The following is a 20,885-nucleotide window of genomic DNA, read 5'->3' as shown; positions in this document are numbered from 1 at the left end:
CACAATCCGCTAACTTCTCAGGCTTTGCTAAGTCTTTACCAATAGACTTGTTACGGTTTACATCTCGACCCATCGCTGTGTCGGGACTGCTTCACCGCGAGATGCCGGTTCGCGGTCTTGTGCCCTGCTGGACATGTTGATCGTCAACCGACTTCGGCGAACCTGCCGAGTCGGCGAAGGAGAGTCATGGCTATCGATCACGATTTAGCCCCGCCACTGTCGCCACCCACAGAAACCGGCTCCGGCCGCAGTTCCGAACCCCTGTCCGGCCGCCTCGCATCGATTCTTCGGCATGATGTGCCCTCGTCGATCGTGGTCTTCCTGGTCGCGTTGCCGTTGTCACTCGGCATCGCCGTCGCCTCCGGCGCTCCGGTCGCTGCAGGCCTGATCGCCGCCGTGATCGGCGGCATCGTCGCCGGACTGCTCGGCGGCTCGATCCTGCAGGTGAGCGGCCCCGCCGCCGGTCTCACCGTCGTCGTTGCCGAGACGATCAGTCAATTCGGCTGGAAAGCAACCGGTTTCATTGTCTGTGCGGCCGGTCTTCTGCAAATCGTGTTCGGGCTCAGCCGGATTGCCAGAGCGGCATTGGCGGTGGCGCCGGTTGTGGTGCACGCGATGCTCGCCGGTATCGGCATCACCATTGCGCTGCAACAGGTTCACGTGCTGCTCGGCGGTTCGTCGCACAGTTCGGCGTGGAAGAACATCACCGAGCTGCCCGGACAGTTGATGTCGCTGCATGGCGGTGGCACGTTCATCGGCGTGGTCGTGATCGCGATCATGGTCGGCTGGAAGTACCTGCCCGCCAAGGTCCGTGTGGTTCCCGGCCCACTGGTAGCGGTGCTCGCGGGCACCGTGCTGTCGCTGGTGTGGCAGACGGGCGCCGAGCGAATCGTCTTGAACGGGTCGCTGTTCGATGCGATCGGCCTGCCGCAGCTGCCCAGTGGAAACTGGTCGGCAGTGGTGGTCACCATCATCACCGTAGCGCTGATCGCGAGTGTGGAGAGCCTGCTGTCCGCGGTGGCGGTGGACAAGATGCACTCCGGCAAGCGCACCAACTTCGACCGCGAACTGATCGGCCAGGGGTCGGCGAACGTACTGTCGGGCCTGCTCGGCGGCCTGCCGGTCACCGGCGTCATCGTGCGCAGCGCCACCAACGTCCAGGCGGGCGCGCGGAGCCGGGCGTCGGCGGTGCTGCACGGCGTCTGGGTCCTGGTGTTCTCGGTGCTGCTGGCCTCCGTGGTGGAGCAGATTCCGAAGGCAGCGCTGGCCGGACTGCTCATTGTGATCGGCACCCAGTTGGTGAAGCTCGCACACGTCAGGATGGCCCAGCGGACAGGTGACCTGCTGGTGTACACCGTCACCGTGCTCAGCGTGGTGTTCCTGAACCTGCTCGAGGGCGTCCTGATCGGTCTAGGAGTGGCGTTCGGCCTGTTGCTGTGGCGGGTGGTCAAGGTATCCATCACCGCCGTGCAGATCCCTGCCTCGCAGCGCTGGCTGGTCTCCATCGACGGCTCGGCCACTTTCCTCGCGCTGCCGAAGCTGTCGACGCAGCTCGCCAAGGTGCCCGCGGACGCCGAAGTGACGGTCGAGATGACCGTCGACTTCCTCGACCACGCGGTCTTCGAGGCCATCGAGGAGTGGGCGCGTCAGCAGGCGAACAACGGCGGCAGCGTCGATTTCGTGGAGATCGGCGGCGCCAAGATGGCCAACGCGGCCGCGGGACCGCCCGCGCGCAGCTTCGCGCGTTCGGTCTGGGACGACATCCTCGGTCCGTGGCGCCGCGACGAGTCGCACGCGAACCCGGTCGCGGCGGGCGTCGCTGCCTACCACCGCCGCCACGCGCACGTGGTGCGACCACACCTGGACGTGCTGCGCGACAAACAGGACCCGGATTCGTTCTTCCTGACCTGCTCGGACTCGCGGGTCGTACCGAATGTCATCACCAACAGCGGTCCCGGTGACCTGTTCACCGTGCGCAACGTAGGCAACCTGGTGCCCGTCGAAGGTGATGCCTCGGTCGAGGCCGCGCTGGTCTTCGCGCTGGAGCAGCTCAACGTCCGCTCTGTGGTGGTGTGCGGGCACTCCTCGTGCGGAGCGATGGCGGCGCTGCATTCCGGGACCGAGGTCCCGGGCGTAGACGCATGGCTGGCGCACGCGAGGCCGAGCCTGGAGCGGTTCCGCCTCGGCCATCCGGTGGCGGCCGCTGCGCAGGCAGCCGGGTTCGGCGAGACGGACCAGCTCGGCATGGTGAACGTCGCGGTGCAGTTGGAGATGCTGCACCGGCATCCCGCGGTGCGCAAGGCGGTCGCCGAGCGTGGCGTCAGGGTGTCGGGGCTGTTCTTCGACATCGCCACCGCGCGCGTCATCGAGGTGACCGTGGACGGGCTGGCGCACATCGACGATGCTGGTCGCCGCGACACTCCGGAGCTCGTGTGATCGACGAGGATGGGCGAACCCGACCGGGCTGCACGGCTCGGGCGGGTTCGCCGTATCCAGGCACCGGGGTGCGGCATTCGGTGGGGGAGATTTCTCGTACCCTGGGGACGTGACCGCTGACCTGAAAACCAGCTCGACGGAGAAGCGGACCGGCTGGCGCGGCTTCCGAACCGGGCTCGCGCGCCGACCTACGCTGAACCTCGCTTACCGGATCGGGGTCGCGGTGGCCGGAGTCGCCGTGCTCGCCGTAGGCATCCTGGCAATTCCGTATCCCGGTCCCGGCTGGGCGATCGTGTTCGCCGGGCTCGGCATCCTCGCCACCGAATTCGCCTGGGCGCGCCGGATACTCGGCTGGCTGCGGAGCAAATACCAGCAGGGTATGGCGTGGTATTCGGCTCGGAGTCCGGTCGTGCGAGTATTCGCGGCGTTCGCCACCGCCGCGTTGGTCGTGGCGACATTGTGGGCACTGGGAACGTTCGGGATCGTGGGTAGCTGGATCGGAGTCGAATGGGAATGGTTGCGCAGCCCCCTGCAGTGGTGAACAACGTCCCGGGGCGAAGGCTCACCGAGCCCGAGTGGCTGGCCGCGCGGATCGCGGAGATGGGCCGCTCCTGGGGGACCGCATCGCCCAGGATCGCGGGCACGCTGTGGTGGTGCATGGTCGCCTCCGCGCTGGTGGAAGGGATCGCGCGGGCGTACGCGCATGGCGAGGGCGCGCCGGATACCGCGCTGGACCGGCTGGACTGCGAGGTGCGTCCGGACGGCGGGATCGAGCGGGTGCGCAGCCGCTCGGCCCACGAGCCGGTCGGCCGCGCCGCAGGGCTGGGCGAGACGCTGGCCGCCGTGATCGCGCCAATCGCCGAGGTGTCCGGCGCGGGTGCGCCGTCGCTGTGGGCGATTGCCGCCGACGCGATCGGCAACCGCTCGCTGGACGCTGGTTCGCCCGCCGCGGGCGCGCGGCTGGCTGCCGAGATCGGCGGCAAACTGCCGGCGCCGCGATTCGTCGAGATCGGCGGACGCACCTTCGTGCGGCGCATCTCCTGCTGTCTGGTGTTCGAGGTCCCGGGCTGCGAAATGTGCACCAGTTGCCCGAAACGACCCTCCGCCGAGCGCGCGGCGCTGCTGGCCGCCCTCGCGGCCGAAAGCTGAGGTGTGCTGCCGCCCCGCAGCTGGTACGGCCTGAAGACCCGGAGAGGTTGGGGTGAACCAAACGCCGGGCCTGAACGCTGATCCCACGTCATCCGACTAGTGCGGCTTGAAGACCCGGAGAGGCGGGACAGTAGCATTGTCGCGCCGGAGCCAACACGCGTTCGGCCCCCACCCAGCGGGGACCAGCCCACGCCAGAACGCCAAGGAGAGCGCAGCCGTGACCACCTCAGCCCCCATCAGCCCAGTCGCCCTCGTCCGGGTGCCGGCCGGGACGACGGCGGGCGCCGCGGTGCGTGCGGCGGGACTACCCACCAAAGGCCCGGAGACCGTCGTCGTCGTCCGCGTGGACGGTGAGCTGAAGGACCTGTCCTGGACTCCCGACGCCGACGTCGACGTGCAGCCGGTCGCGGCGAACACCGACGACGGCCGCAACGTCATCCGGCACTCCACCGCGCATGTTTTGGCCCAGGCTGTGCAGCAGGAGTTCCCCGACGCCAGGCTGGGCATCGGTCCCTACATCAAGGATGGCTTCTACTACGACTTCCAGGTTCAGCGGCCGTTCACCCCGGAGGATCTGGCCAAGCTGGAATCCCGGATGAAGAAGATCGTCAAAGGCGCGCAGCGGTTCTCGCGCCGGGTGGTCGAGGTCGAGGACGCCAGGGCGGAACTGGCGAAGGAGCCGTTCAAACTGGAACTGATCAGTGACAAGTCGGGCATCGACGACCCGGAGGTCATGGAGGTCGGCGGCAAAGAACTGACCATCTACGACAACCTGGACCCGCGAACCGGTGAGAAGGTCTGGGGCGACCTGTGCCGCGGACCGCACATCCCGACCACCAAATTCATCCCGGCGTTCAAGTTGACCCGCAGCTCGGCCGCGTACTGGCGCGGTGACCAGAGCCGCGAAGACCTGCAGCGCGTCTACGGCACCGCGTGGGAGTCCCAAGAGGCGCTCGACGAGCACATGCACCTGCTGGCCGAGGCCGAGCGCCGCGACCACCGCAAGCTCGGCCTGGAACTGGACTTGTTCAGCTTCCCCGACGAGCTCGGCTCCGGCCTTCCGGTGTTCCACCCCAAGGGCGGTATCATCCGCAAGGAGCTCGAGGACTACTCGCGCCAGCGCCATGTGTCCGCGGGCTACGAATTCGTCAACACGCCGCACATCACCAAGGGCCACCTGTTCGAGGTCTCCAAACACCTGGACTGGTATGCCGACGGCATGTTCCCGCCTATGCACCTGGACGCTGAGCTCAACGCCGACGGCACCGTCCGCAAGCCGGGCCAGGACTACTACGTCAAGCCGATGAACTGTCCGATGCACAACCTGATCTTCCGGTCCCGCGGACGGTCGTACCGGGAACTGCCGCTGCGGCTGTTCGAATTCGGCTCCGTCTACCGCTACGAGAAGTCCGGCGTGATTCACGGCCTGACGCGGGTACGCGGCATGACCCAGGACGACTCGCACATCTACTGCACCCAGGAACAGGTGACCGAGGAGCTCACCAGCATCCTCCAGTTCGTGCTGAACCTGCTGAAGGATTACGGCCTGGACGACTTCTACCTCGAGCTGTCCACCAAGGACCCGAAGAAGTACGTCGGCTCGGACGAGGTCTGGGAGGAGGCCACCGCGACCTTGGCCCGGGTCGCCGATGCGTCCGGCTTGCAGCTGGTGCCGGATCCGGGCGGGGCCGCCTTCTACGGTCCGAAGATCTCGGTGCAGGCCAAGGATGCGCTGGGCCGCAACTGGCAGATGTCGACCATTCAGCTCGACTTCTTCGAGCCGGAACTGTTCGAGCTGGAGTACACCGCCTCCGATGGCACCAAGAAGCGGCCGGTGATGATCCACCGGGCTCTGTTCGGCTCGATCGAGCGCTTCTTCGGCGTGCTCACCGAGCACTACGCGGGTGCCTTCCCCGCATGGCTCTCGCCGGTGCAGGTCGCCGGCATCCCGGTGGCGGAAACCTTTGTAGCGCACCTGGATCGGGTGATCGACCGATTGCGGGACGAAGGTATCCGCGCGCAGGTGGATCGCAGCGACGACCGGATGCAGAAGAAGATCTTCAACAACACCGCGCAGAAGGTGCCGTTCATGCTGCTCGCCGGTGAGCGCGATGTGAACGCGGACGCCGTGAGCTTTCGGTTCCGCGACGGCACCCAGGTCAACGGTGTGCCGGTGGATGACGCGGTGGCCACCATCGTCGCGTGGATCGCCCACCGGGAGAACGCGTCGCCTACGGCCGAGGGTTTCGAGATTCGATCAGCGGAGAAGGCTCGGGCATGACCGAGCGCACGGTGCCGGACGGGCTCGCGGATCTGGGCGAGACCGCGGCGTCGGACGAACAGAAGAGCATCGTGGACACGGGCGCCGGGGAACCGGATCGGCTGCTGCGGTTGTGGACGCCGTATCGGATGTCCTACATCGCGGAGGCGGCCACGCCGGGTGCCAAGGACTCGACGGGCCACCCCTTCACAGACATCCCGAAGATGTCCGACGAAGACGGATTGGTCATCGCCCGCGGCGAGCTGGTGTACGCGGTGCTCAACCTGTACCCGTACAACCCAGGGCACATGATGGTGGTGCCCTACCGCAAGGTGGCCAACCTGGAGGACCTCACCGAGGCCGAGAGCGCCGAGCTGATGGCGTTCACCCAGCAGGCCATCCGGGTGATGAAGAAGGTGTCCCGGCCGCACGGCTTCAACGTCGGGCTGAATCTCGGTGGGGTGGCGGGCGGCTCGCTGGCCGACCACCTGCACCAGCACATCGTGCCCCGCTGGGGTGGTGACGCGAATTTCATCACCGTCATCGGCGGGGCGAAGGTGATGCCGCAACTCTTGCGTGAGACCAGGGCGCTGCTCTCGGCGGCCTGGAAGGAGGCGTAGATGAGCGGGGCGGGTCGACTGTGCTGAGCTTCTTCGGCCGCGAAACCTTCGCCAAGGCGACGGCGCCGCTGGGCAGGGCATTGGTCAGCACGGGACTCACTCCCGATGCGGTGACGCTGATCGGCACGACCGCCTCGATCGCCGCCGCGGTCACGTTGTTCCCGACCGGACACCTTTTTTGGGGAACCCTCGTCATCTGGCTGTTCGTCATGTTCGACATGCTCGACGGCGCGATGGCCAGGGCGCGCGGCGGAGGAACGAAATACGGTGCGGTACTCGACGCAACCTGTGACCGCGTGGCCGACGGCGCGATCTTCGCCGGCCTGGCCTGGTGGGCGGTCTTCCATGAGCAGCACAGGCAGCTGTTCTTCGCGACGCTCGTCGTCCTGGTGACCTCACAGGTGATCTCATACGCCAAAGCCCGCGCTGAGGCCAGCGGGCTGTCCGCGGACGGCGGCATCATCGAACGCCCGGACCGGCTGATCATCGTGCTGGTCGGCGCGGGATTCACCGGCATCGGCGGCTACTGGGGCATCGACTGGCTCACCTACGCCGTCCACCTGGCGATGTGGATTCTCGCGGTGCTCAGTATCGTCACCGTCTTCCAGCGGGTGCTCGCCGTGCGCAATTCGCCGGGGGCGCGCGATGTGATCCCCTCCGGGCAGCCGCGGAATCCGAGCACGGGAGCCGCCGGTGCCCCGGGGCTCCCGTCGTGACAACACCCTGTGCCGAGCGCCGATACGTCGACGAAGGCAGCGGGACATCTGCGGTGGCGGGCTGGGGACGAGAAGTGGGGGAGATCGAATGAGCATCGGGGAGCGGCTCGGTGCCGCCGGATACGTGGCGGGCTGGCGGCTGGTGCGTGCGCTGCCGGAGCAGACGGCCCGGCGGCTGTTCGACTTGGGTGGTGACCGGGTCGCCCGGCGCGCCAACCGAGAATTCCACGCAGGCGGACCACCGAATCAATTGCGACGGAACCTGGCCCGTGTGCTGGGGGTGCTGCCTGCCGACGTGCCGGACGAGCTGATCAGCGCGAGCATGCGGTCGTATGCCCGGTACTGGCGTGAGGCGTTCCGGCTACCCGCCATGGACCACAAGGCGATCGACTATTGGGTCGACGGGCTGCCATTCCTCGATGCCGCGCTGGATGAGGGCCGCGGCGTGGTCTTGGTGCTTCCGCACTCCGGCAATTGGGACATTGCCGGTGTCTGGTTGGTGCAGCACTATGGCAATCCGACCACTGTCGCCGAACGGCTGAAGCCGGAATCGCTGTTCGAGCGGTTCGTCGCCTATCGAGAGAGCCTCGGCTTCGAAGTGTTCCCACTGACCGGCGGCGAGCAACCGCCGTTCCGGCAGCTGGCGGCGCGCCTGCGGGAAAACAAGATCGTGTGTCTGATGGGCGAACGCGACCTCACCGGCAGGGGGGTCCCCGTCTGGTTCTTCGGCGAGCGCACCTGGATGCCCGGGGGCGCGGCGAAACTGGCCATCGAGACCGGCGCCGCTCTGCTGCCGGTGCACGCGTGGTTCGATGTCGATGCCGAAGGGCGCGAGAGCTGGGGCCTGAAAGTCGAAGGACCGCTGGATGTTTCCGGTGGTGTGGCGGCGGCTACCCAGGCATTGGCGGACCGTTTCGCCGCGAATATCGCCGGACACCCTGCCGACTGGCACATGCTGCAACCGCTGTGGGAAAGCGACCTGTCCCCGGAGCGGCGCGCCGGAATCGCAGCCGCGCAGGCGAGCATCCGGGTCGAACAGGGAGACGAATTGCCATGAAGATCGGCATGGTCTGCCCCTATTCGTTCGACGTCCCCGGCGGAGTGCAGGCGCATGTCGTCGAGCTGGCGCGGGTGTTCATCGAACGCGGGCACAAGGTCAGCGTGCTCGCGCCCGCGGCGGACGACACGCCGCTGCCGGAGTTCGTTGTGTCGGCGGGACGCGCGGTCGCGATCCCGTACAACGGCTCGGTTGCGCGATTGTCCTTCGGCCCCATGGCCTATACCAGGATTCGCCGTTGGATCGATGGGAACGACTTCGACGTGCTGCACATCCACGAGCCCAACGCGCCGAGCCTGTCCATGCTCGCGCTGAAGATCGCCGAGGGTCCGATCGTCGCCACCTTCCACACCTCGACGACGAAATCATTGGTGCTGAGCACATTTCAGGGTGTGCTGCGGCCCTATCACGAGAAGATCTCCGGCCGCATCGCCGTCTCCGAGCTGGCACGACGCTGGCAGGTGGAGGCGTTGGGGTCGGACGCGGTGGAGATCCCCAATGGCGTCGACGTCCCCGCGTTCGCCAGGGCGCCGATGCTGCCCGGCTATCCGCGTGCGGGCGGGACCGTGCTGTTCCTCGGCCGCTACGACGAGCCGCGCAAGGGCATGGAGGTCTTGCTCGGGGCGCTGCCCGACCTGGCGCGCAGGCATCCGGAGGTGGAGATCCTCATCGTCGGGCGCGGTGACGAGGACCGGCTGCGCCGTGAAGCGGGGCCGCTCGCCGGGCACCTGCACTTCCTCGGCCAGGTGTCCGACGAGGAGAAGGCCTCGGCGATGCGCAGCGCCGACGTCTACGTCGCGCCAAATCTAGGCGGGGAGAGCTTCGGCATCATCCTGATCGAGGCGATGGCCGCCGGAACGGCCGTCGTGGCCAGCGAACTGGATGCCTTCCGGCGGGTACTGCGCGACGGGGCGGCGGGCGTGCTCGTCCCGGTGGGCGATTCGGCCGCCTTGGCCGCCGCGCTGCACGCCGTGCTCACCGACGAGGTGCGCAGGGAGGCGCTGGTGCACACCGCGACGCAGGTGGTGGGTGAGTATGACTGGCCAGTGGTGGCCGAACAGATCCTGCGGGTGTACGAAACGGTGACCATCGGCGACACCCGGGTGCGCGCCGCCGGATGATCACCTTCTCCGCGACGACGGTCCTCGTCCTCGCTCTCATCGCTGCGGTGGTCATCGCGATCGGTCTCTGGGCGTACTCGACCGCCAACCGGCTCGACCGGCTGCACGTGCGCTCCGACCAGTCCTGGCAGGCGCTCGACGCGGCGTTGGCACGGCGGGCGGTGGTGGCCAGGTCGGTCGCCTTGGCCATCGCGGGCCCGTCCGATCCGACGCGGTCCGAGCAGGCCAGACACCTGTCCGCGCTGGCGGGCCGGGCCGAGCGGGCCGGGCCAGGCGATCGGGAGACCGTCGAGAACCAGCTGTCCTCGGCGTTGTCGGCGGTCGACATCGGAAGCCTGCGCCCGCAACTGGTCGCCGAGCTGGCCGACGCCGAAGCGCGCGTGCTCATCGCGCGCCGCTTCCACAACGACGCGGTGCGTGACACGCTCGCGCTGCGTACCCGGCGCCCGGTGCGCATCCTGCACCTCGGCGGCACCGCGCCGCTGCCGTCCTACTTCGAGATCACCGAGCGTGCCACGCCCGCCGCATCCACCGGACTCGCCGTGGACACCATCCGTACCACCGCGCGCGTCGTGCTGTTCGACGAGAACGACCGGACCCTGCTGATGCGCGGCAACGACCCCAAGACGCCGGAGGCGTCGTTCTGGTTCACCGTCGGCGGCGGGGTGGAGCCGGGGGAGAGCCTGCGCGCCGCCGCCGTGCGCGAGCTCTACGAGGAGACCGGGCACCGGGCGGACCCGGACAGCTTGCGCGGACCGATCTGGCGTCGGGTCGCGGTGTTCCCCTTCAACGGCGATCTGATCCGCTCCGAAGAGTTGTTCTTCGCCCTGCGCGTGCGCCGTTTCGAACCGCATGCGGCGAACCAGACCACGATCGAACGTCGCTCCATCACCGGCCATAAATGGTGCACCGTCGAGGACATCGTCGCGCTGGACCGTTCCTGCGAAACCGTCTACCCGTATCACTTGGACGAACTACTCGCCGAGGCCGCCGAGGCAGCCTCCGGATCCGCCGATCCTGAGGTCCGCTCCATCCGCTGACCGGCTCGTGCGGACGTGTGATGTGTTTCACGGTCGTGATAGCGTCGCGGTGAATCATGTGCCCGGAGGGTAGTGCTGTCAGGGACGCCCTCGAATTCGGCGTCGTGGTCCCGATGAAGGTGGGGCCGATCTCGCTCGGTGTGGAGGTAGTTGGTTTCATGTCGTACCTGTTGTTCGATTTCCTGTTACCCCTTGTGGGGCCCGCCGCCGCGGAGTACTGGGCGCAGTTGCTGGTGGTCGGCCCGCTCTGACGCGGTACCCGGCAGGGCCCGGGCAGACCAGTGGATCGCCGGGACGGCACGGATGCCGCGCCTTCCCGGTGTACGCCGCGATATCCGAGATTGCACCAGGCCAGTGCACGCCAACTGGCTATCAGGTGGCCTTTTCCGGACGCCTAGAATCGTGTCGTTCGAATCCGAGCGACCCGATTGGCGCACATGACTCAGGAGTTTGCCGTGACCACGCCCGAGACCACCCAGACCGTCGGTACCGCCCGCGTGAAGCGCGGCATGGCCGAGATGCTCAAGGGCGGGGTGATCATGGATGTCGTCACCGCCGACCAGGCCAAGATCGCCGAGGACGCGGGGGCGGTCGCGGTGATGGCGCTGGAGCGCGTCCCCGCCGACATCCGCGCGCAGGGCGGCGTGTCCCGGATGAGCGACCCGGACATGATCGAGGGCATCATCTCCGCCGTCTCCATACCGGTGATGGCGAAGGCCCGCATCGGCCACTTCGTGGAGGCACAGATCCTGCAGAGCCTCGGCGTCGACTACATCGACGAGTCCGAGGTGCTCACACCGGCCGACTACGCCAACCACATCGACAAGTGGAACTTCACCGTGCCGTTCGTCTGCGGCGCCACCAACCTGGGTGAGGCGCTGCGCCGAATTACCGAGGGCGCGGCCATGATTCGCTCCAAGGGCGAGGCAGGTACCGGTGACGTGTCCAACGCCACTACGCACATGCGCAAGATCCGTCAGGAGATCCGCAAGCTGTCGTCGCTGCCGGAGGACGAACTGTTCGTCGCTGCCAAGGAGCTGCAGGCCCCCTACGAGCTGGTCCGCGAGATCGCTGAGACCGGCAAGCTCCCCGTCGTGCTGTTCACCGCGGGCGGCATCGCCACCCCGGCCGATGCCGCGATGATGATGCAGCTCGGCGCCGAGGGCGTGTTCGTCGGCTCCGGCATCTTCAAGTCCGGCAACCCGGCGCAGCGTGCCGCCGCGATCGTCAAGGCCACCACCTTCTACGACGACCCCGACGTGCTGGCCAAGGTGTCGCGCGGCCTCGGCGAGGCCATGGTCGGCATCAACGTCGAGGAGATCGCGCAGCCGCACCGGTTGGCCGAGCGCGGCTGGTGAGCACCGGCCGGTAGCGTCTGCCGTGTGGAGTTGCGGCAGTTGCGATACTTCGTGGTCTTGGCGGAGGAATTGCACTTCCGCCGGGCAGCGGAGCGGTTGTTCATCTCGACGCCAACCCTCAGCCAGCAGATCAAGGTGCTGGAACGTGAGCTGGGCGGTCCACTGCTGCTCCGGGAGCCCCGGGTCGAGCTGACCGCCGCCGGTGCGGTGCTGCTGCGCACCGGCAAGGACGTGCTGCGCGCGATGGACGAGGCGATCCGGGAGACAAGGCGCGTGTCCGCCGCCGGTGCGTCGGTGCTCCGGCTCGGCCTGCTGAACGGTGTTCCACCGTGGCTGCCGATACGCATCGAAAAGCTGCTCGCCGCCCACCTGCCCGGCACACGTATGGTGCTCACCGGGGGGACCACAGCTGATCAGATTCGCCTGCTCGACGACGACGAAATCGATATAGCGCTGGTCCGCGCGCCGGTGGACCTGCCAGAGCGCTTCGCGCAGCGTCCGGTCGCGCGCGAGGAACTCGGCGTCCTGATGTCGGCGCGACATCCGCTCGCGGGCACCGAGCTGCTCGACCCGGCCGACCTCGCCGGCCAGGAGCTGATCTTGTTCGCACGCGAATCGGCTGTGGGCCTGCATGATTCGTTGCTGCGCACGCTCGCCGGCCAGGGTGCCCGGGTTCGGCTCAGCGACAGCGCTATGGGGCACGCGCAGATGCTCGTGGTGCTGCCGTCGCGGCCCGACATGATCGGGCTCAGCTCTGCGCGCGCGGCCGACGTGCCCGGCCTGGCCTGGCGGCCGCTGCGCGGCGCACCGCTCGTGGTGACCTACGCGGCCGCCTGGCGTACGGCCGTTCGCCATCCCGCGGTCGCGGCACTGGTCGCCGCGTTGACGGGCGAACCGTTGGCGGAGTAGGAGCTCGAGGGGCGGCGTTACGTGGATTCAACACTCACGACGCCTAGAATGTTGTCTCAGAGTTCCCACAATCGCGCTCAGTAGCTTCGCAATTCGATGGCCCATACGGGCCATGTCGTGCCCTCTCACCGTCGGGATAGATCCGAACGCAAAGGACGAACAGTTGAAGCTTCGCATGACCGGACGCCTCGCCGTCGCAGGCTTGGCCACCGCGGCCGCCCTGAGCCTGGCGGCCTGTGGCAGCGACGACAAGAGCGACTCGCCCAAGCCGGCCCGCACCACGACCAGCGCCTCGGCGACCGCGAACGCGCCTGCCCCGCCCACTGCCGACGAGCTGAACGCTCTGCTGCAGCGTGCCCTCGATCCGGCGGTGCCGAACGAGGACAAGCTGGACCTCGTGGAGGGTATCGAGGCCGACCCCGGCCTACCGAACCGCCTGGCCGACGCGTACAAGCAGGCCAACGCCTCGGCCGTGGTCACGGGCGTCACCGCCTTCGGTGACAGCGTCACCGCGCAGGCCAAGTTCACGATCAACGGTCAGGAGAACCAGGTCGATGTCCCCTTCGTCCTGGAGGGCGGCAAGTGGAAGGTCCAGAAAGCCTGGGCCTGTCAGGCACTGAGCAACCTCAACCAGCAGTCCCCGGCCTGCGCCGCCTGACCGATATCTCCGGTTGCCGCCGATCGGCGGCAACCGATCCAGGCCCGGTCGCCGCGCGATGCGGCGGCCGGGCTGCCCAATGTGCGCAACCTGCGGTGTTAGTTCACGACTAACGCGAGTTCGGCAGTGCGACATAGACACTCGGCCGCTTCGATGGTCGGCTGGAGGCATGACAGTAAGCACGACAACGCTGGAACGCGTCCTCATTGTGGGTGGCAGTTCCGGCATGGGACTCGCCTTGGCCGCCGCGCTCGTCGCCGACGGTGCGGAGGTCACCATCGCTGGCCGCTCGGCCGAACGGCTCGCCACCGCCGAGCAGGCCCTTGCTGATAGGCCGGGCACGGTGCACACCGCCGTCGCCGACATCACCCGCGAAGCCGACCTCGACCGTCTGTTCGCCGACGTCGGACCGGTCGATCACGTCGTTGCCACCGCCGCCGACGTCACCGGCGCCTACCAGCCGGTGGCCGCCTTCGACGCCGACCAGGCCAGCAGCCTGATTTCCACCAAGTTGATCGGCCCCACCCTGCTGGCAAAACATGCGCGGTTCGTCTCCGGCGGCTCGCTCACCTTCACCTCCGGTATCGCCGCCTACCGCCCAGCTTCTGGCGGCGCGATGATCGCCGCCGTCAACGGCGCCCTCGCTTCGCTCGGCTACGCCTTGGCGATCGAGCTCGGCCCTGTCCGTGTCAACGTGATCTCCCCGGGCTGGGTCGACACCCCGATCTGGGACATCATCGCCGGCCCCGCGAAAACCGAACGCCACCGGCAGCTCGCCGCGCGCTTGCCGCTCGGCCGCATCGGCCGACCCGACGACATCGCCCACGCCATGCTCGCCGTCATGCGCAACCCGTTCATCACCGGCACCGTGCTGCACGTCGACGGCGGCCACCGCCTGGTCTGACCGGCCTGCCCGCTGTTCGTCGGTTGACCGCAGTGTGTCTGGGCGCGGGCGACGTGCGCTGTCAGGTGGTGGCAGAAGGCAGTGAGGGTGGAGACGGAGATAGTTGGTCCGGGCGTCGACGTCGGTCCAGGAATGGCTGGTACGAGGCGAGTCTCGAAACCCGGGGAAGTCGGTAGCCTTGCGCGAGGAGTCCTATCCCACACTGTCCTCATCAACCCGTAGCGCAGGGCGGTCGGAATGATCCCATCGAACGAAAAATGTTGGTGTGTAAGGATTCTCGCGGTCATGCCGCAGCAGTGCGGGAATTGTCCATTCCGCTTCGGGTGGGGTTCCGCGCCGGAGGGCTGCCTCGGACATGTCAAGTCGGACGGTCAGGTCCGCGTCGAGGTGGCGGCCGGAGAGCATCGGGCCCGCGATGACGATTGTGGTCTCGGGCGGCGCCGTGCGGATCGTCGTGCGCGCCGAGCGGTCGGAGGCTTCGTCCCAGAGAGCCGGAAGCCATCGGCCGTGGTCGCGCAGCGCATCGACCACTTCGCGGCGCAGCGCCGCGAAGTCGAACCACGCTGTGCGATAAGATATCTCGTCGGTACGGCCGAACTCCATGCGCAGTGCGGCGGGTCGTACGTAGTCGTGCACCGAGACCACGGCGGCTGATCGGCCGGTGTCGCGCAGGGCCGCGGCGACCCGGTCGGCGAACGCGACAGGCTCGGCTGCGTCCGCGCCATCGATGGCGATCACCGTGTAGGTGTGTGTGGTCAGGATGTGGCGGATCACCCGGTCGACGAGTCCATGGCGGGTGGTCGGCAGAAAACGCGGCACCTGTCCATCTCAGCAAACGCGGGGTCGCCGCCGACATGGCGGTCACCGTGCAGTGGCACGGGCCCGTGCCGGGGCCGCCGACGGCCGAGGGACGGCGCGGCGGTCCGTCGGGATAACCTTCAGCGCATGGCGACAATCGAAGAGGCGCTGGAGATAGAGCGGCTCGAGCGGGACATCTTCCGTGGCGCGTCCACCAAGACCCAGCTCGCACGCACGTTCGGCGGACAGGTTGCCGGCCAGGCACTGGTGTCGGCGGTCCGGACGGTGGAGCCCCGGTTCCAGGTACATTCGCTGCACGGGTACTTCCTGCGGCCGGGCAACCCGCAGGAGCCAACGGTCTATCAGGTCGAACGGATCCGCGACGGCCGCTCATTCTGCACCCGGCGGGTGACCGGCATCCAGGACGGTGCCGCGATCTTCACCATGTCGGCCTCGTTCCACGTCGGCGATCAGGGTCCCGAGCATCAGGACGTGATGCCCGAGGTACAGGCGCCCGAAGAGTTGCCCGATGCCAGCACCTCGATGAGTCCCGAGCTTCTGTGGGCGATGCGCGAGTGGGAACACTGGGACATCCGTATGGTGCCGCAGGAGAACGTGTCTCGCCGCGACGGTGTGGTCTCCCCGCAGCAGGTGTGGTTCCGCTACCGGCACCCACTGCCCGACGACCCGCTGTTCCACGTCTGCACCCTCGCGTACATGAGCGATATGACGCTGCTCGGCTCCTCTAAGGTCATCCACCCCCACGAGCCGACCCAGACCGCGTCGCTCGACCACGCCATGTGGTTCCTTCGTCCATTCCGCGCCGACGACTGGCTGCTCTACGATCAGGCCTCTCCCTCGGCGGGTTTCGGCCGTGCCCTGACCGGCGGCAAGATCTTCACCCGCGAGGGACGGCTGGTCGCCGCCGTGGTCCAGGAAGGACTCATTCGGACGCTGCGGGAGAGCTGACCGGCGTCCGCCGTTCTCACGGGCGGTGACGGAAACCCCGGGCGGCGACCGTGAGCGGGCCCACAACGGCGCGGCTCGTAAGCTTTCCGGCGTGAACGCTTCCTCGGTCGCCGCATCCGCCGCCGACGCCGGACGGGCGCAGTCCCGTCCCACCATCGGTGTGCTCGCGCTGCAGGGCGACGTCCGGGAGCACGTCGCGGCGCTCACGCACTGCGGTGCCGAACCGGTGCTGGTCCGTCGCGAATCCGAACTCGCCGCCGTGGACGCGCTGGTGCTGCCCGGCGGTGAGTCGACCGCGATCAGCAAGCTCCTGGAGGCATTCGAACTGCTGGAGCCGCTGCGCGCGCGGTTGCGCGATGGGATGCCCGCCTTCGGGTCGTGCGCGGGCATGATCCTGCTCGCCTCCGAGGTGCTCGACACCCGCCCGGACGCCAAGCACCTGTCCGGGATAGATATGACGGTGCGGCGCAACGCGTTCGGCCGCCAGGTCGATTCCTTCGAGACCGATTTGCGGTTCGCGGGACTGGAGGGCGGCCCGGTGCGGGCGGTGTTCATCCGGGCGCCGTGGGTCGAGCGCGTGGGTGAGGGCGTCGACGTGCTGGCTACTGTGCCGGACGGTCCGGCAGCCGGGCGGATCGTGGCGGTACGGCAAGGCAACGTCCTCGCGACGTCGTTCCATCCCGAGGTGACGGGCGATCTGCGGGTACACCGGATGTTCGTCGAGCTGGTCCGGGCGGCTTAGCCGGGGCTGGGCCGTCGTGGACGCCCGAGTAAGCTGGGGGAGTTGTCCGCCCGGCTGTGCCGGTACCGGACACACGACCAGAAGTGCCACCGACCTGAAGGAAGTAGGGGAATGAGCGGCCACTCCAAATGGGCCACCACCAAGCACAAAAAGGCTGCGATCGACGCGAAGCGCGGCAAGCTGTTCGCGAAGTTGATCAAGAACATCGAGGTGGCGGCCCGGACCGGTGGCGGTGACCCGGATGGCAATCCGACGCTGTACGACGCCATCCAGAAGGCGAAGAAGGCGTCGGTCCCCAATGACAACATCGAGCGCGCCCGCAAGCGCGGCGGCGGCGAAGAGGCGGGCGGCGCCGACTGGCAGACGATCATGTACGAGGGTTACGGCCCCAACGGTGTCGCCGTGCTGATCGAGTGCCTTACCGACAATCGCAACCGTGCCGCGGGAGAGGTGCGTGTCGCCATGACGCGCAACGGCGGCAACATGGCCGACCCGGGCTCGGTGTCCTACCTGTTTCACCGCAAGGGCATCGTCACTCTGGAGAAGAACGGCCTGTCCGAGGACGACGTGCTGATGGCGGTGCTCGACGCGGGCGCAGAGGAAGTCAACGACCTCGATGAGTCCTTCGAAATCATCAGCGAGCCCGGTGATTTGATCGCCGTGCGCACCGCCCTGCAGAGCGCGGGCATCGACTACGACTCTGCCGAGTCCGGCTTTCAGCCGTCGGTGTCCGTAGCGGTCGACGCCGATGGCGCCCGCAAGGTGATCAAGCTGGTCGACGCGCTCGAGGACAGTGACGACGTGCAGAACGTCTACACCAACGTCGATATTTCGGACGAGGTGCTCGCCCAGCTGGACGACTAGTCGGACAGCTGCTCGTAATACTGCTGCATCGCGGGGTAGTACTCGCCGAAATCGGGGCGGTCCGTGCCGGAACGGGCCGCTTCGAGCATGTCCAGGTAGTACTCCCAGCCGGGGCCGACCTGGGGGAGCTGGGCGATTTCGGTGTCGGTGGGCAGGTGGTGGCTGAACCGTAGTTCTGTGATGTCCGCGACCTCGGCCAGTACCACCTCCAGCCGCCACGCGCCCGCGTCGTCGATCGCCGACATCGCCAGCCGGTGCGGCGGTTCGCACGCGTCGATGTGCAGCTCCATCCACGGTTGGTCGTCTTCGAAAGCCATCTGCACCTTGATCGTTCGCCCGGGTCCCGGCTCGCCCACCCATGGGCCGAACCAGCGTGCGGTGCGGTCGGATTCGGTCACGCTGGCCCACACGTCCCCGATCGGGGCGCGGTAGGTGCGGATCAGCACCAGGTCCTTTCCGGCCTCCGCGGGAAACAGTCGCCCGGTGGGTCGCTTCGTCATGCCGTGTTCTCCCTTGTCGCGTCCTGGTCGCCGGAGCGGCGCTCGCGCCTGGTCCGGTAGACCTCGGTCTCGAGTGCGTCGAGGTGGTGAGCCCAGGCGGCGGGCCGGTGGAATCGGTCGAGCCACTCGGTGAGGGCGGTCAACGGCCCGGTGTCGAGCACATAGAACCGCTGCCTACCGACGAGTTCGTCCCGGACCAGCCCGCTTTCGCGCAGCACACGCAGGTGCCTGCTGACGGCGGGCCTGCTGATCGCGAAATGCTCCGCGACCGCGCCTGCGGTGAGCCGGGTTCCGTGCAGCATCTCCATGATCTCCCGCCGAACCGGATCGGCGATCGCGCCTGCCACCTCGTCCACGACAAAAGCGTAACCATGTGGTTACGCTTTTGTCCATGGTGGTCGTGAGACAGCTCGGGCGAAGTTTCGCGACCGGTCGGTGATTACCGCCGGTGCGGAAAGGGAGGGTGCGTCACTCCGCGATCTTGGTGCGATCGCACCACTCGTAGACCGGCAGTCGCCCTTCGGGCGTGTCCTGCTCTCGCTGGGTGACCTTGAAGTGTTCGTATCCGCCCCGGAACGGGACTTTCAGCTCGATCCCCGGCGGAGTGATCGGGACGATGCGTGCGGGCAAGTCTTGCGGCCCGCCCTCGAGGACAGCCTTCACAACATTGCTCATCCTCGGATGGTAGAAGCGCTACTGCTCGGATCGTGGGAAATTCAGGGGACGGTGAGTACCAATTTGCCCACAGTGCGGCCGGTGTCGCCCAAAGCATGCGCTTTCGCCGCCTCCGAGAAAGAAAAAGTTCCGGAGATCGTCGGGCGCAGGGCGCCGGAATCGACGAGCTCGGCGAGCGCGCGCATCCCCGCGTGATCGTCTTCGACCAGCATTCGGACCGCGCGCACGCCGAGCGCGTTCGCCTCGGCCGCGATATCGACGGTCCCGAAGGCGCGCAGCGTCACCAGCAGCCCGCCCGGACGCAAGGTGCGCAGCGAACGGATGCTGTTCTCGTCGTCGACCGAGTCCAACACCACGTCGACATCATGGACGACCTCGGCGACCTCGGTGCCGCGGTAGTCGATCACCTCGTCGGCGCCGATCCCGCGCAGGAAATCGTGATTGGGCGCGCTGGCCGTGCCGATGACGTACGCGCCCCGCGCCTTGGCGATCTGCACGGCGAAGTGGCCGACGCCACCGGCCGCCGCGTGGATCAGCACCCGCTGCCGGGCGCTCAGCTCGGCGGTGTCTACCAGTGCTTGCCACGCGGTGAGCCCGGCCAGCGGAATCGCGGCGGCCTGCACGTGGTCCAGGCCGGCCGGTTTGTGGGCGAAGGCGCGGGCGGGGCCGGCGGCGTACTCGGCGAAGGCGCCGTGGCCATTCGGGTAGGGAAGCATGCCGAAGACCTCGTCGCCCGGGCGGAACAGGGTGACGCCGATGCCGGTGGCCGCTACCTCGCCCGACACGTCCCAGCCGAGCACGAACGGCGGCTCGGGCAGAAACAACCCGGCGACGGCGCGGTGTCGCCAGTCGGTCGGGTTGAGCCCGGCCGCGCGCACCCGGACCAGTATCTCGCCGGGGCCCGGAACCGGTTGTGGGAGCTGTACTTCGGTGAGCACCTCGGGGCCGCCGAGGACATTCTGACTGATAGCCCGCATGGTCGCGGTGGTGTCGGTCTCGATCATGGATACCAGCTTGCCGCTCGGGGACCGCAGAGAAAATGGCACAATTGCCATTCTTCGATATGATCGCGCCATGACCGTGGTAAACACGGCCGCACCTCATCGAGTGGTGGTGCTGGCCCTGGACGGGGTGTATCCCTTCGAACTCGGCATCCCGAACCGGGTGTTCGGCAGTGCCGCAGGCAGATATGAAATCCGCACCTGCTCGATCGATGGCCGCCCGGTGCGCACCTCAGCCGACTATGACATCGCCGTCGCGCACGACAGCGGCGCACTGGAGACCGCCGACACGGTTGCCCTGCCCGCCTGCGACATCTCCATGACTCTGGGCGGCGAGTTGCCGCGGCCGGTGCTCGACGCATTCGCTCGCATCCGGCCGGGTGCCAGGATCGTCGCGATCTGCACCGGAGCCTTCGTCGCCGCAGCCGCCGGACTGCTCGACGGCCGTCCGGCGACGACCCATTGGAACCAGGCCGAGGTGTTCCGCCGCGCCTTCCCGCGCGTGCGCCTCGATCCCGGCGTGCTCTATGTCGACGACGGTGATGTCCTCACCTCAGCGGGCGCGGCGGCGGGGGTCGACCTGTGCCTGCACCTGGTGCGTCGCGATCACGGCAGCGCCGTCGCGAACGCGGTCGCGCGCCGCTGCGTCGCCCCGCCGTGGCGCGACGGCGGCCAAGCGCAGTACATCGAGCAGCCCGTCCCGCGCGAGACGTCGCCCGGGACCGCCGCCGCCAGGCAGTGGGCGCTGGAGAACCTGACGCACCCGGTCACCGTCGACGAGTTGGCCGTCCGAGCGCGGATGAGCAAGCGCACCTTCGCCCGCCGCTTCCGCGACGAGGTCGGGATGAGCCCCGGTCGCTGGCTCATCCAGCAACGTGTCTTCCGCGCCAGGCACCTGCTGGAATCCACCGAACTGACGGTCGACCGCATCGCCGGAGAGGTCGGATTCGCCACCGGCACCTCCCTGCGTCAGCACCTGTACGAGTCGATAGGTGTGTCCCCGCAGGCCTATCGGCGCACCTTTCGTGCCGGGGCCACCGTCGCGGCGAGCTGAACGGTCCCGGCCTGACCGGTGATCGACTGCGTGGACATCAGGTGTGGTGGCGCG

23 protein-coding genes are annotated in these 20,885 nt (G+C 67.9%); 18 read left to right on the top strand and 5 right to left on the bottom strand.

Annotated features, from left to right (window positions below):
• Positions 1-186 precede the first annotated feature (186 nt).
• The 14 genes from OH799_RS12570 to OH799_RS12505 all read left to right on the top strand — a co-directional run bounded on the left by OH799_RS12570 (position 187) and on the right by OH799_RS12505 (position 14,228).
• Positions 187-2,436 (top strand): SulP family inorganic anion transporter, encoded by a 2,250-nt coding sequence (locus tag OH799_RS12570; protein ID WP_406279662.1) that lies wholly within the window; start codon positions 187-189, stop codon positions 2,434-2,436.
• A gap of 109 nt (positions 2,437-2,545) precedes the next feature.
• Entirely contained in the window at positions 2,546-2,977 is a 432-nt protein-coding gene (locus OH799_RS12565; protein ID WP_406279659.1) for a TIGR02611 family protein, read from the top strand.
• Entirely contained in the window at positions 2,950-3,585 is a 636-nt protein-coding gene (locus OH799_RS12560; RefSeq protein ID WP_406279656.1) for a (2Fe-2S)-binding protein, read from the top strand. Before OH799_RS12565 ends, OH799_RS12560 begins: the two co-directional genes overlap by 28 nt.
• Before the next feature lie 217 nt (positions 3,586-3,802).
• Positions 3,803-5,866, top strand: coding sequence for a threonine--tRNA ligase (gene thrS, locus OH799_RS12555; RefSeq protein WP_406279653.1), 2,064 nt, complete (start codon positions 3,803-3,805; stop codon positions 5,864-5,866).
• Positions 5,863-6,465, top strand: a complete 603-nt coding sequence (locus tag OH799_RS12550; protein WP_406279650.1) for an HIT family protein — start codon at positions 5,863-5,865, stop codon at positions 6,463-6,465. Before thrS ends, OH799_RS12550 begins: the two co-directional genes overlap by 4 nt.
• Positions 6,466-6,485: 20 nt before the next feature.
• Positions 6,486-7,181: a phosphatidylinositol phosphate synthase gene (gene pgsA / locus OH799_RS12545; protein WP_406279647.1), complete on the top strand. Its 696-nt coding sequence runs from the start codon at positions 6,486-6,488 to the stop codon at positions 7,179-7,181.
• 88 nt (positions 7,182-7,269) lie between these two features.
• The gene (locus OH799_RS12540; RefSeq protein ID WP_406279645.1) at positions 7,270-8,238 is read left to right on the top strand and encodes a phosphatidylinositol mannoside acyltransferase; all 969 of its coding nucleotides are present in this window, start codon (positions 7,270-7,272) and stop codon (positions 8,236-8,238) included.
• On the top strand, positions 8,235-9,359 hold the full coding sequence (locus OH799_RS12535; RefSeq protein ID WP_357261081.1) for a glycosyltransferase family 4 protein: 1,125 nt from the start codon (positions 8,235-8,237) through the stop codon (positions 9,357-9,359). Before OH799_RS12540 ends, OH799_RS12535 begins: the two co-directional genes overlap by 4 nt.
• Positions 9,359-10,399, top strand: a complete 1,041-nt coding sequence (locus OH799_RS12530) for an NUDIX domain-containing protein (protein WP_406282020.1) — start codon at positions 9,359-9,361, stop codon at positions 10,397-10,399. The genes OH799_RS12535 and OH799_RS12530 overlap by 1 nt, the downstream gene beginning before the upstream one ends.
• Positions 10,400-10,512: 113 nt before the next feature.
• Entirely contained in the window at positions 10,513-10,650 is a 138-nt protein-coding gene (locus tag OH799_RS12525; protein WP_406279641.1) for a hypothetical protein, read from the top strand.
• A 186-nt stretch (positions 10,651-10,836) separates the two neighbouring features.
• Positions 10,837-11,757: a pyridoxal 5'-phosphate synthase lyase subunit PdxS gene (gene pdxS / locus OH799_RS12520; RefSeq protein ID WP_357261087.1), complete on the top strand. Its 921-nt coding sequence runs from the start codon at positions 10,837-10,839 to the stop codon at positions 11,755-11,757.
• 24 nt (positions 11,758-11,781) lie between these two features.
• Complete coding sequence (locus OH799_RS12515; RefSeq protein ID WP_406279637.1) at positions 11,782-12,666, top strand: LysR substrate-binding domain-containing protein; 885 nt, start codon at positions 11,782-11,784, stop codon at positions 12,664-12,666.
• Positions 12,667-12,829: 163 nt separating this feature from the next.
• Positions 12,830-13,324, top strand: coding sequence for a hypothetical protein (locus tag OH799_RS12510; protein WP_406279634.1), 495 nt, complete (start codon positions 12,830-12,832; stop codon positions 13,322-13,324).
• 169 nt (positions 13,325-13,493) lie between these two features.
• Complete coding sequence (locus OH799_RS12505) at positions 13,494-14,228, top strand: SDR family oxidoreductase (protein WP_406279631.1); 735 nt, start codon at positions 13,494-13,496, stop codon at positions 14,226-14,228.
• 192 nt (positions 14,229-14,420) lie between these two features.
• On the opposite strand, the gene OH799_RS12500 is transcribed toward OH799_RS12505, so the two are convergent.
• Positions 14,421-15,047 carry a hypothetical protein gene (locus tag OH799_RS12500; RefSeq protein WP_406279629.1) on the bottom strand — a complete coding sequence of 209 codons (627 nt, stop codon included), beginning with the start codon at positions 15,045-15,047 and terminating at the stop codon, positions 14,421-14,423.
• A 126-nt stretch (positions 15,048-15,173) separates the two neighbouring features.
• Here OH799_RS12500 and OH799_RS12495 point away from each other — a divergent pair, with 126 nt between their 5' ends.
• From OH799_RS12495 to OH799_RS12485, 3 genes are all read left to right on the top strand, one after another.
• Complete coding sequence (locus tag OH799_RS12495; RefSeq protein ID WP_406279626.1) at positions 15,174-15,995, top strand: acyl-CoA thioesterase; 822 nt, start codon at positions 15,174-15,176, stop codon at positions 15,993-15,995.
• A 91-nt stretch (positions 15,996-16,086) separates the two neighbouring features.
• Positions 16,087-16,737 (top strand): pyridoxal 5'-phosphate synthase glutaminase subunit PdxT, encoded by a 651-nt coding sequence (gene pdxT / locus OH799_RS12490; RefSeq protein ID WP_406279623.1) that lies wholly within the window; start codon positions 16,087-16,089, stop codon positions 16,735-16,737.
• A 111-nt stretch (positions 16,738-16,848) separates the two neighbouring features.
• Complete coding sequence (locus OH799_RS12485; protein ID WP_357261107.1) at positions 16,849-17,601, top strand: YebC/PmpR family DNA-binding transcriptional regulator; 753 nt, start codon at positions 16,849-16,851, stop codon at positions 17,599-17,601.
• Here OH799_RS12485 and OH799_RS12480 read toward each other — a convergent pair.
• The 4 genes from OH799_RS12480 to OH799_RS12465 form a co-directional block, all read right to left on the bottom strand.
• Positions 17,598-18,101 carry an SRPBCC family protein gene (locus tag OH799_RS12480; protein ID WP_406279619.1) on the bottom strand — a complete coding sequence of 168 codons (504 nt, stop codon included), beginning with the start codon at positions 18,099-18,101 and terminating at the stop codon, positions 17,598-17,600. The two genes, OH799_RS12485 and OH799_RS12480, sit on opposite strands and share 4 nt — an antisense overlap.
• Complete coding sequence (locus OH799_RS12475; protein ID WP_406279615.1) at positions 18,098-18,457, bottom strand: metalloregulator ArsR/SmtB family transcription factor; 360 nt, start codon at positions 18,455-18,457, stop codon at positions 18,098-18,100. Before OH799_RS12475 ends, OH799_RS12480 begins: the two co-directional genes overlap by 4 nt.
• A 112-nt stretch (positions 18,458-18,569) precedes the next feature.
• On the bottom strand, positions 18,570-18,776 hold the full coding sequence (locus OH799_RS12470; protein WP_327119245.1) for a DUF5988 family protein: 207 nt from the start codon (positions 18,774-18,776) through the stop codon (positions 18,570-18,572).
• Between the two features lie 41 nt (positions 18,777-18,817).
• Positions 18,818-19,780 (bottom strand): NADP-dependent oxidoreductase, encoded by a 963-nt coding sequence (locus OH799_RS12465; protein WP_406279611.1) that lies wholly within the window; start codon positions 19,778-19,780, stop codon positions 18,818-18,820.
• A gap of 70 nt (positions 19,781-19,850) precedes the next feature.
• On the opposite strand from OH799_RS12465, the gene OH799_RS12460 reads away from it, so the two are divergent.
• A complete protein-coding gene (locus OH799_RS12460) occupies positions 19,851-20,831 on the top strand; it encodes a GlxA family transcriptional regulator (RefSeq protein WP_406279608.1) in 981 nt (326 codons plus the stop codon).
• The last annotated feature ends 54 nt before the right edge of the window (positions 20,832-20,885 follow it).

The sequence above is a fragment of the Nocardia sp. NBC_00881 genome (assembly GCF_045207455.1).
In the GTDB taxonomy this organism is placed as follows: domain Bacteria; phylum Actinomycetota; class Actinomycetes; order Mycobacteriales; family Mycobacteriaceae; genus Nocardia.
The sequence above is the reverse complement of the archived record's forward strand: the minus strand, read 5'-3'. Positions and strand labels throughout refer to the sequence as shown.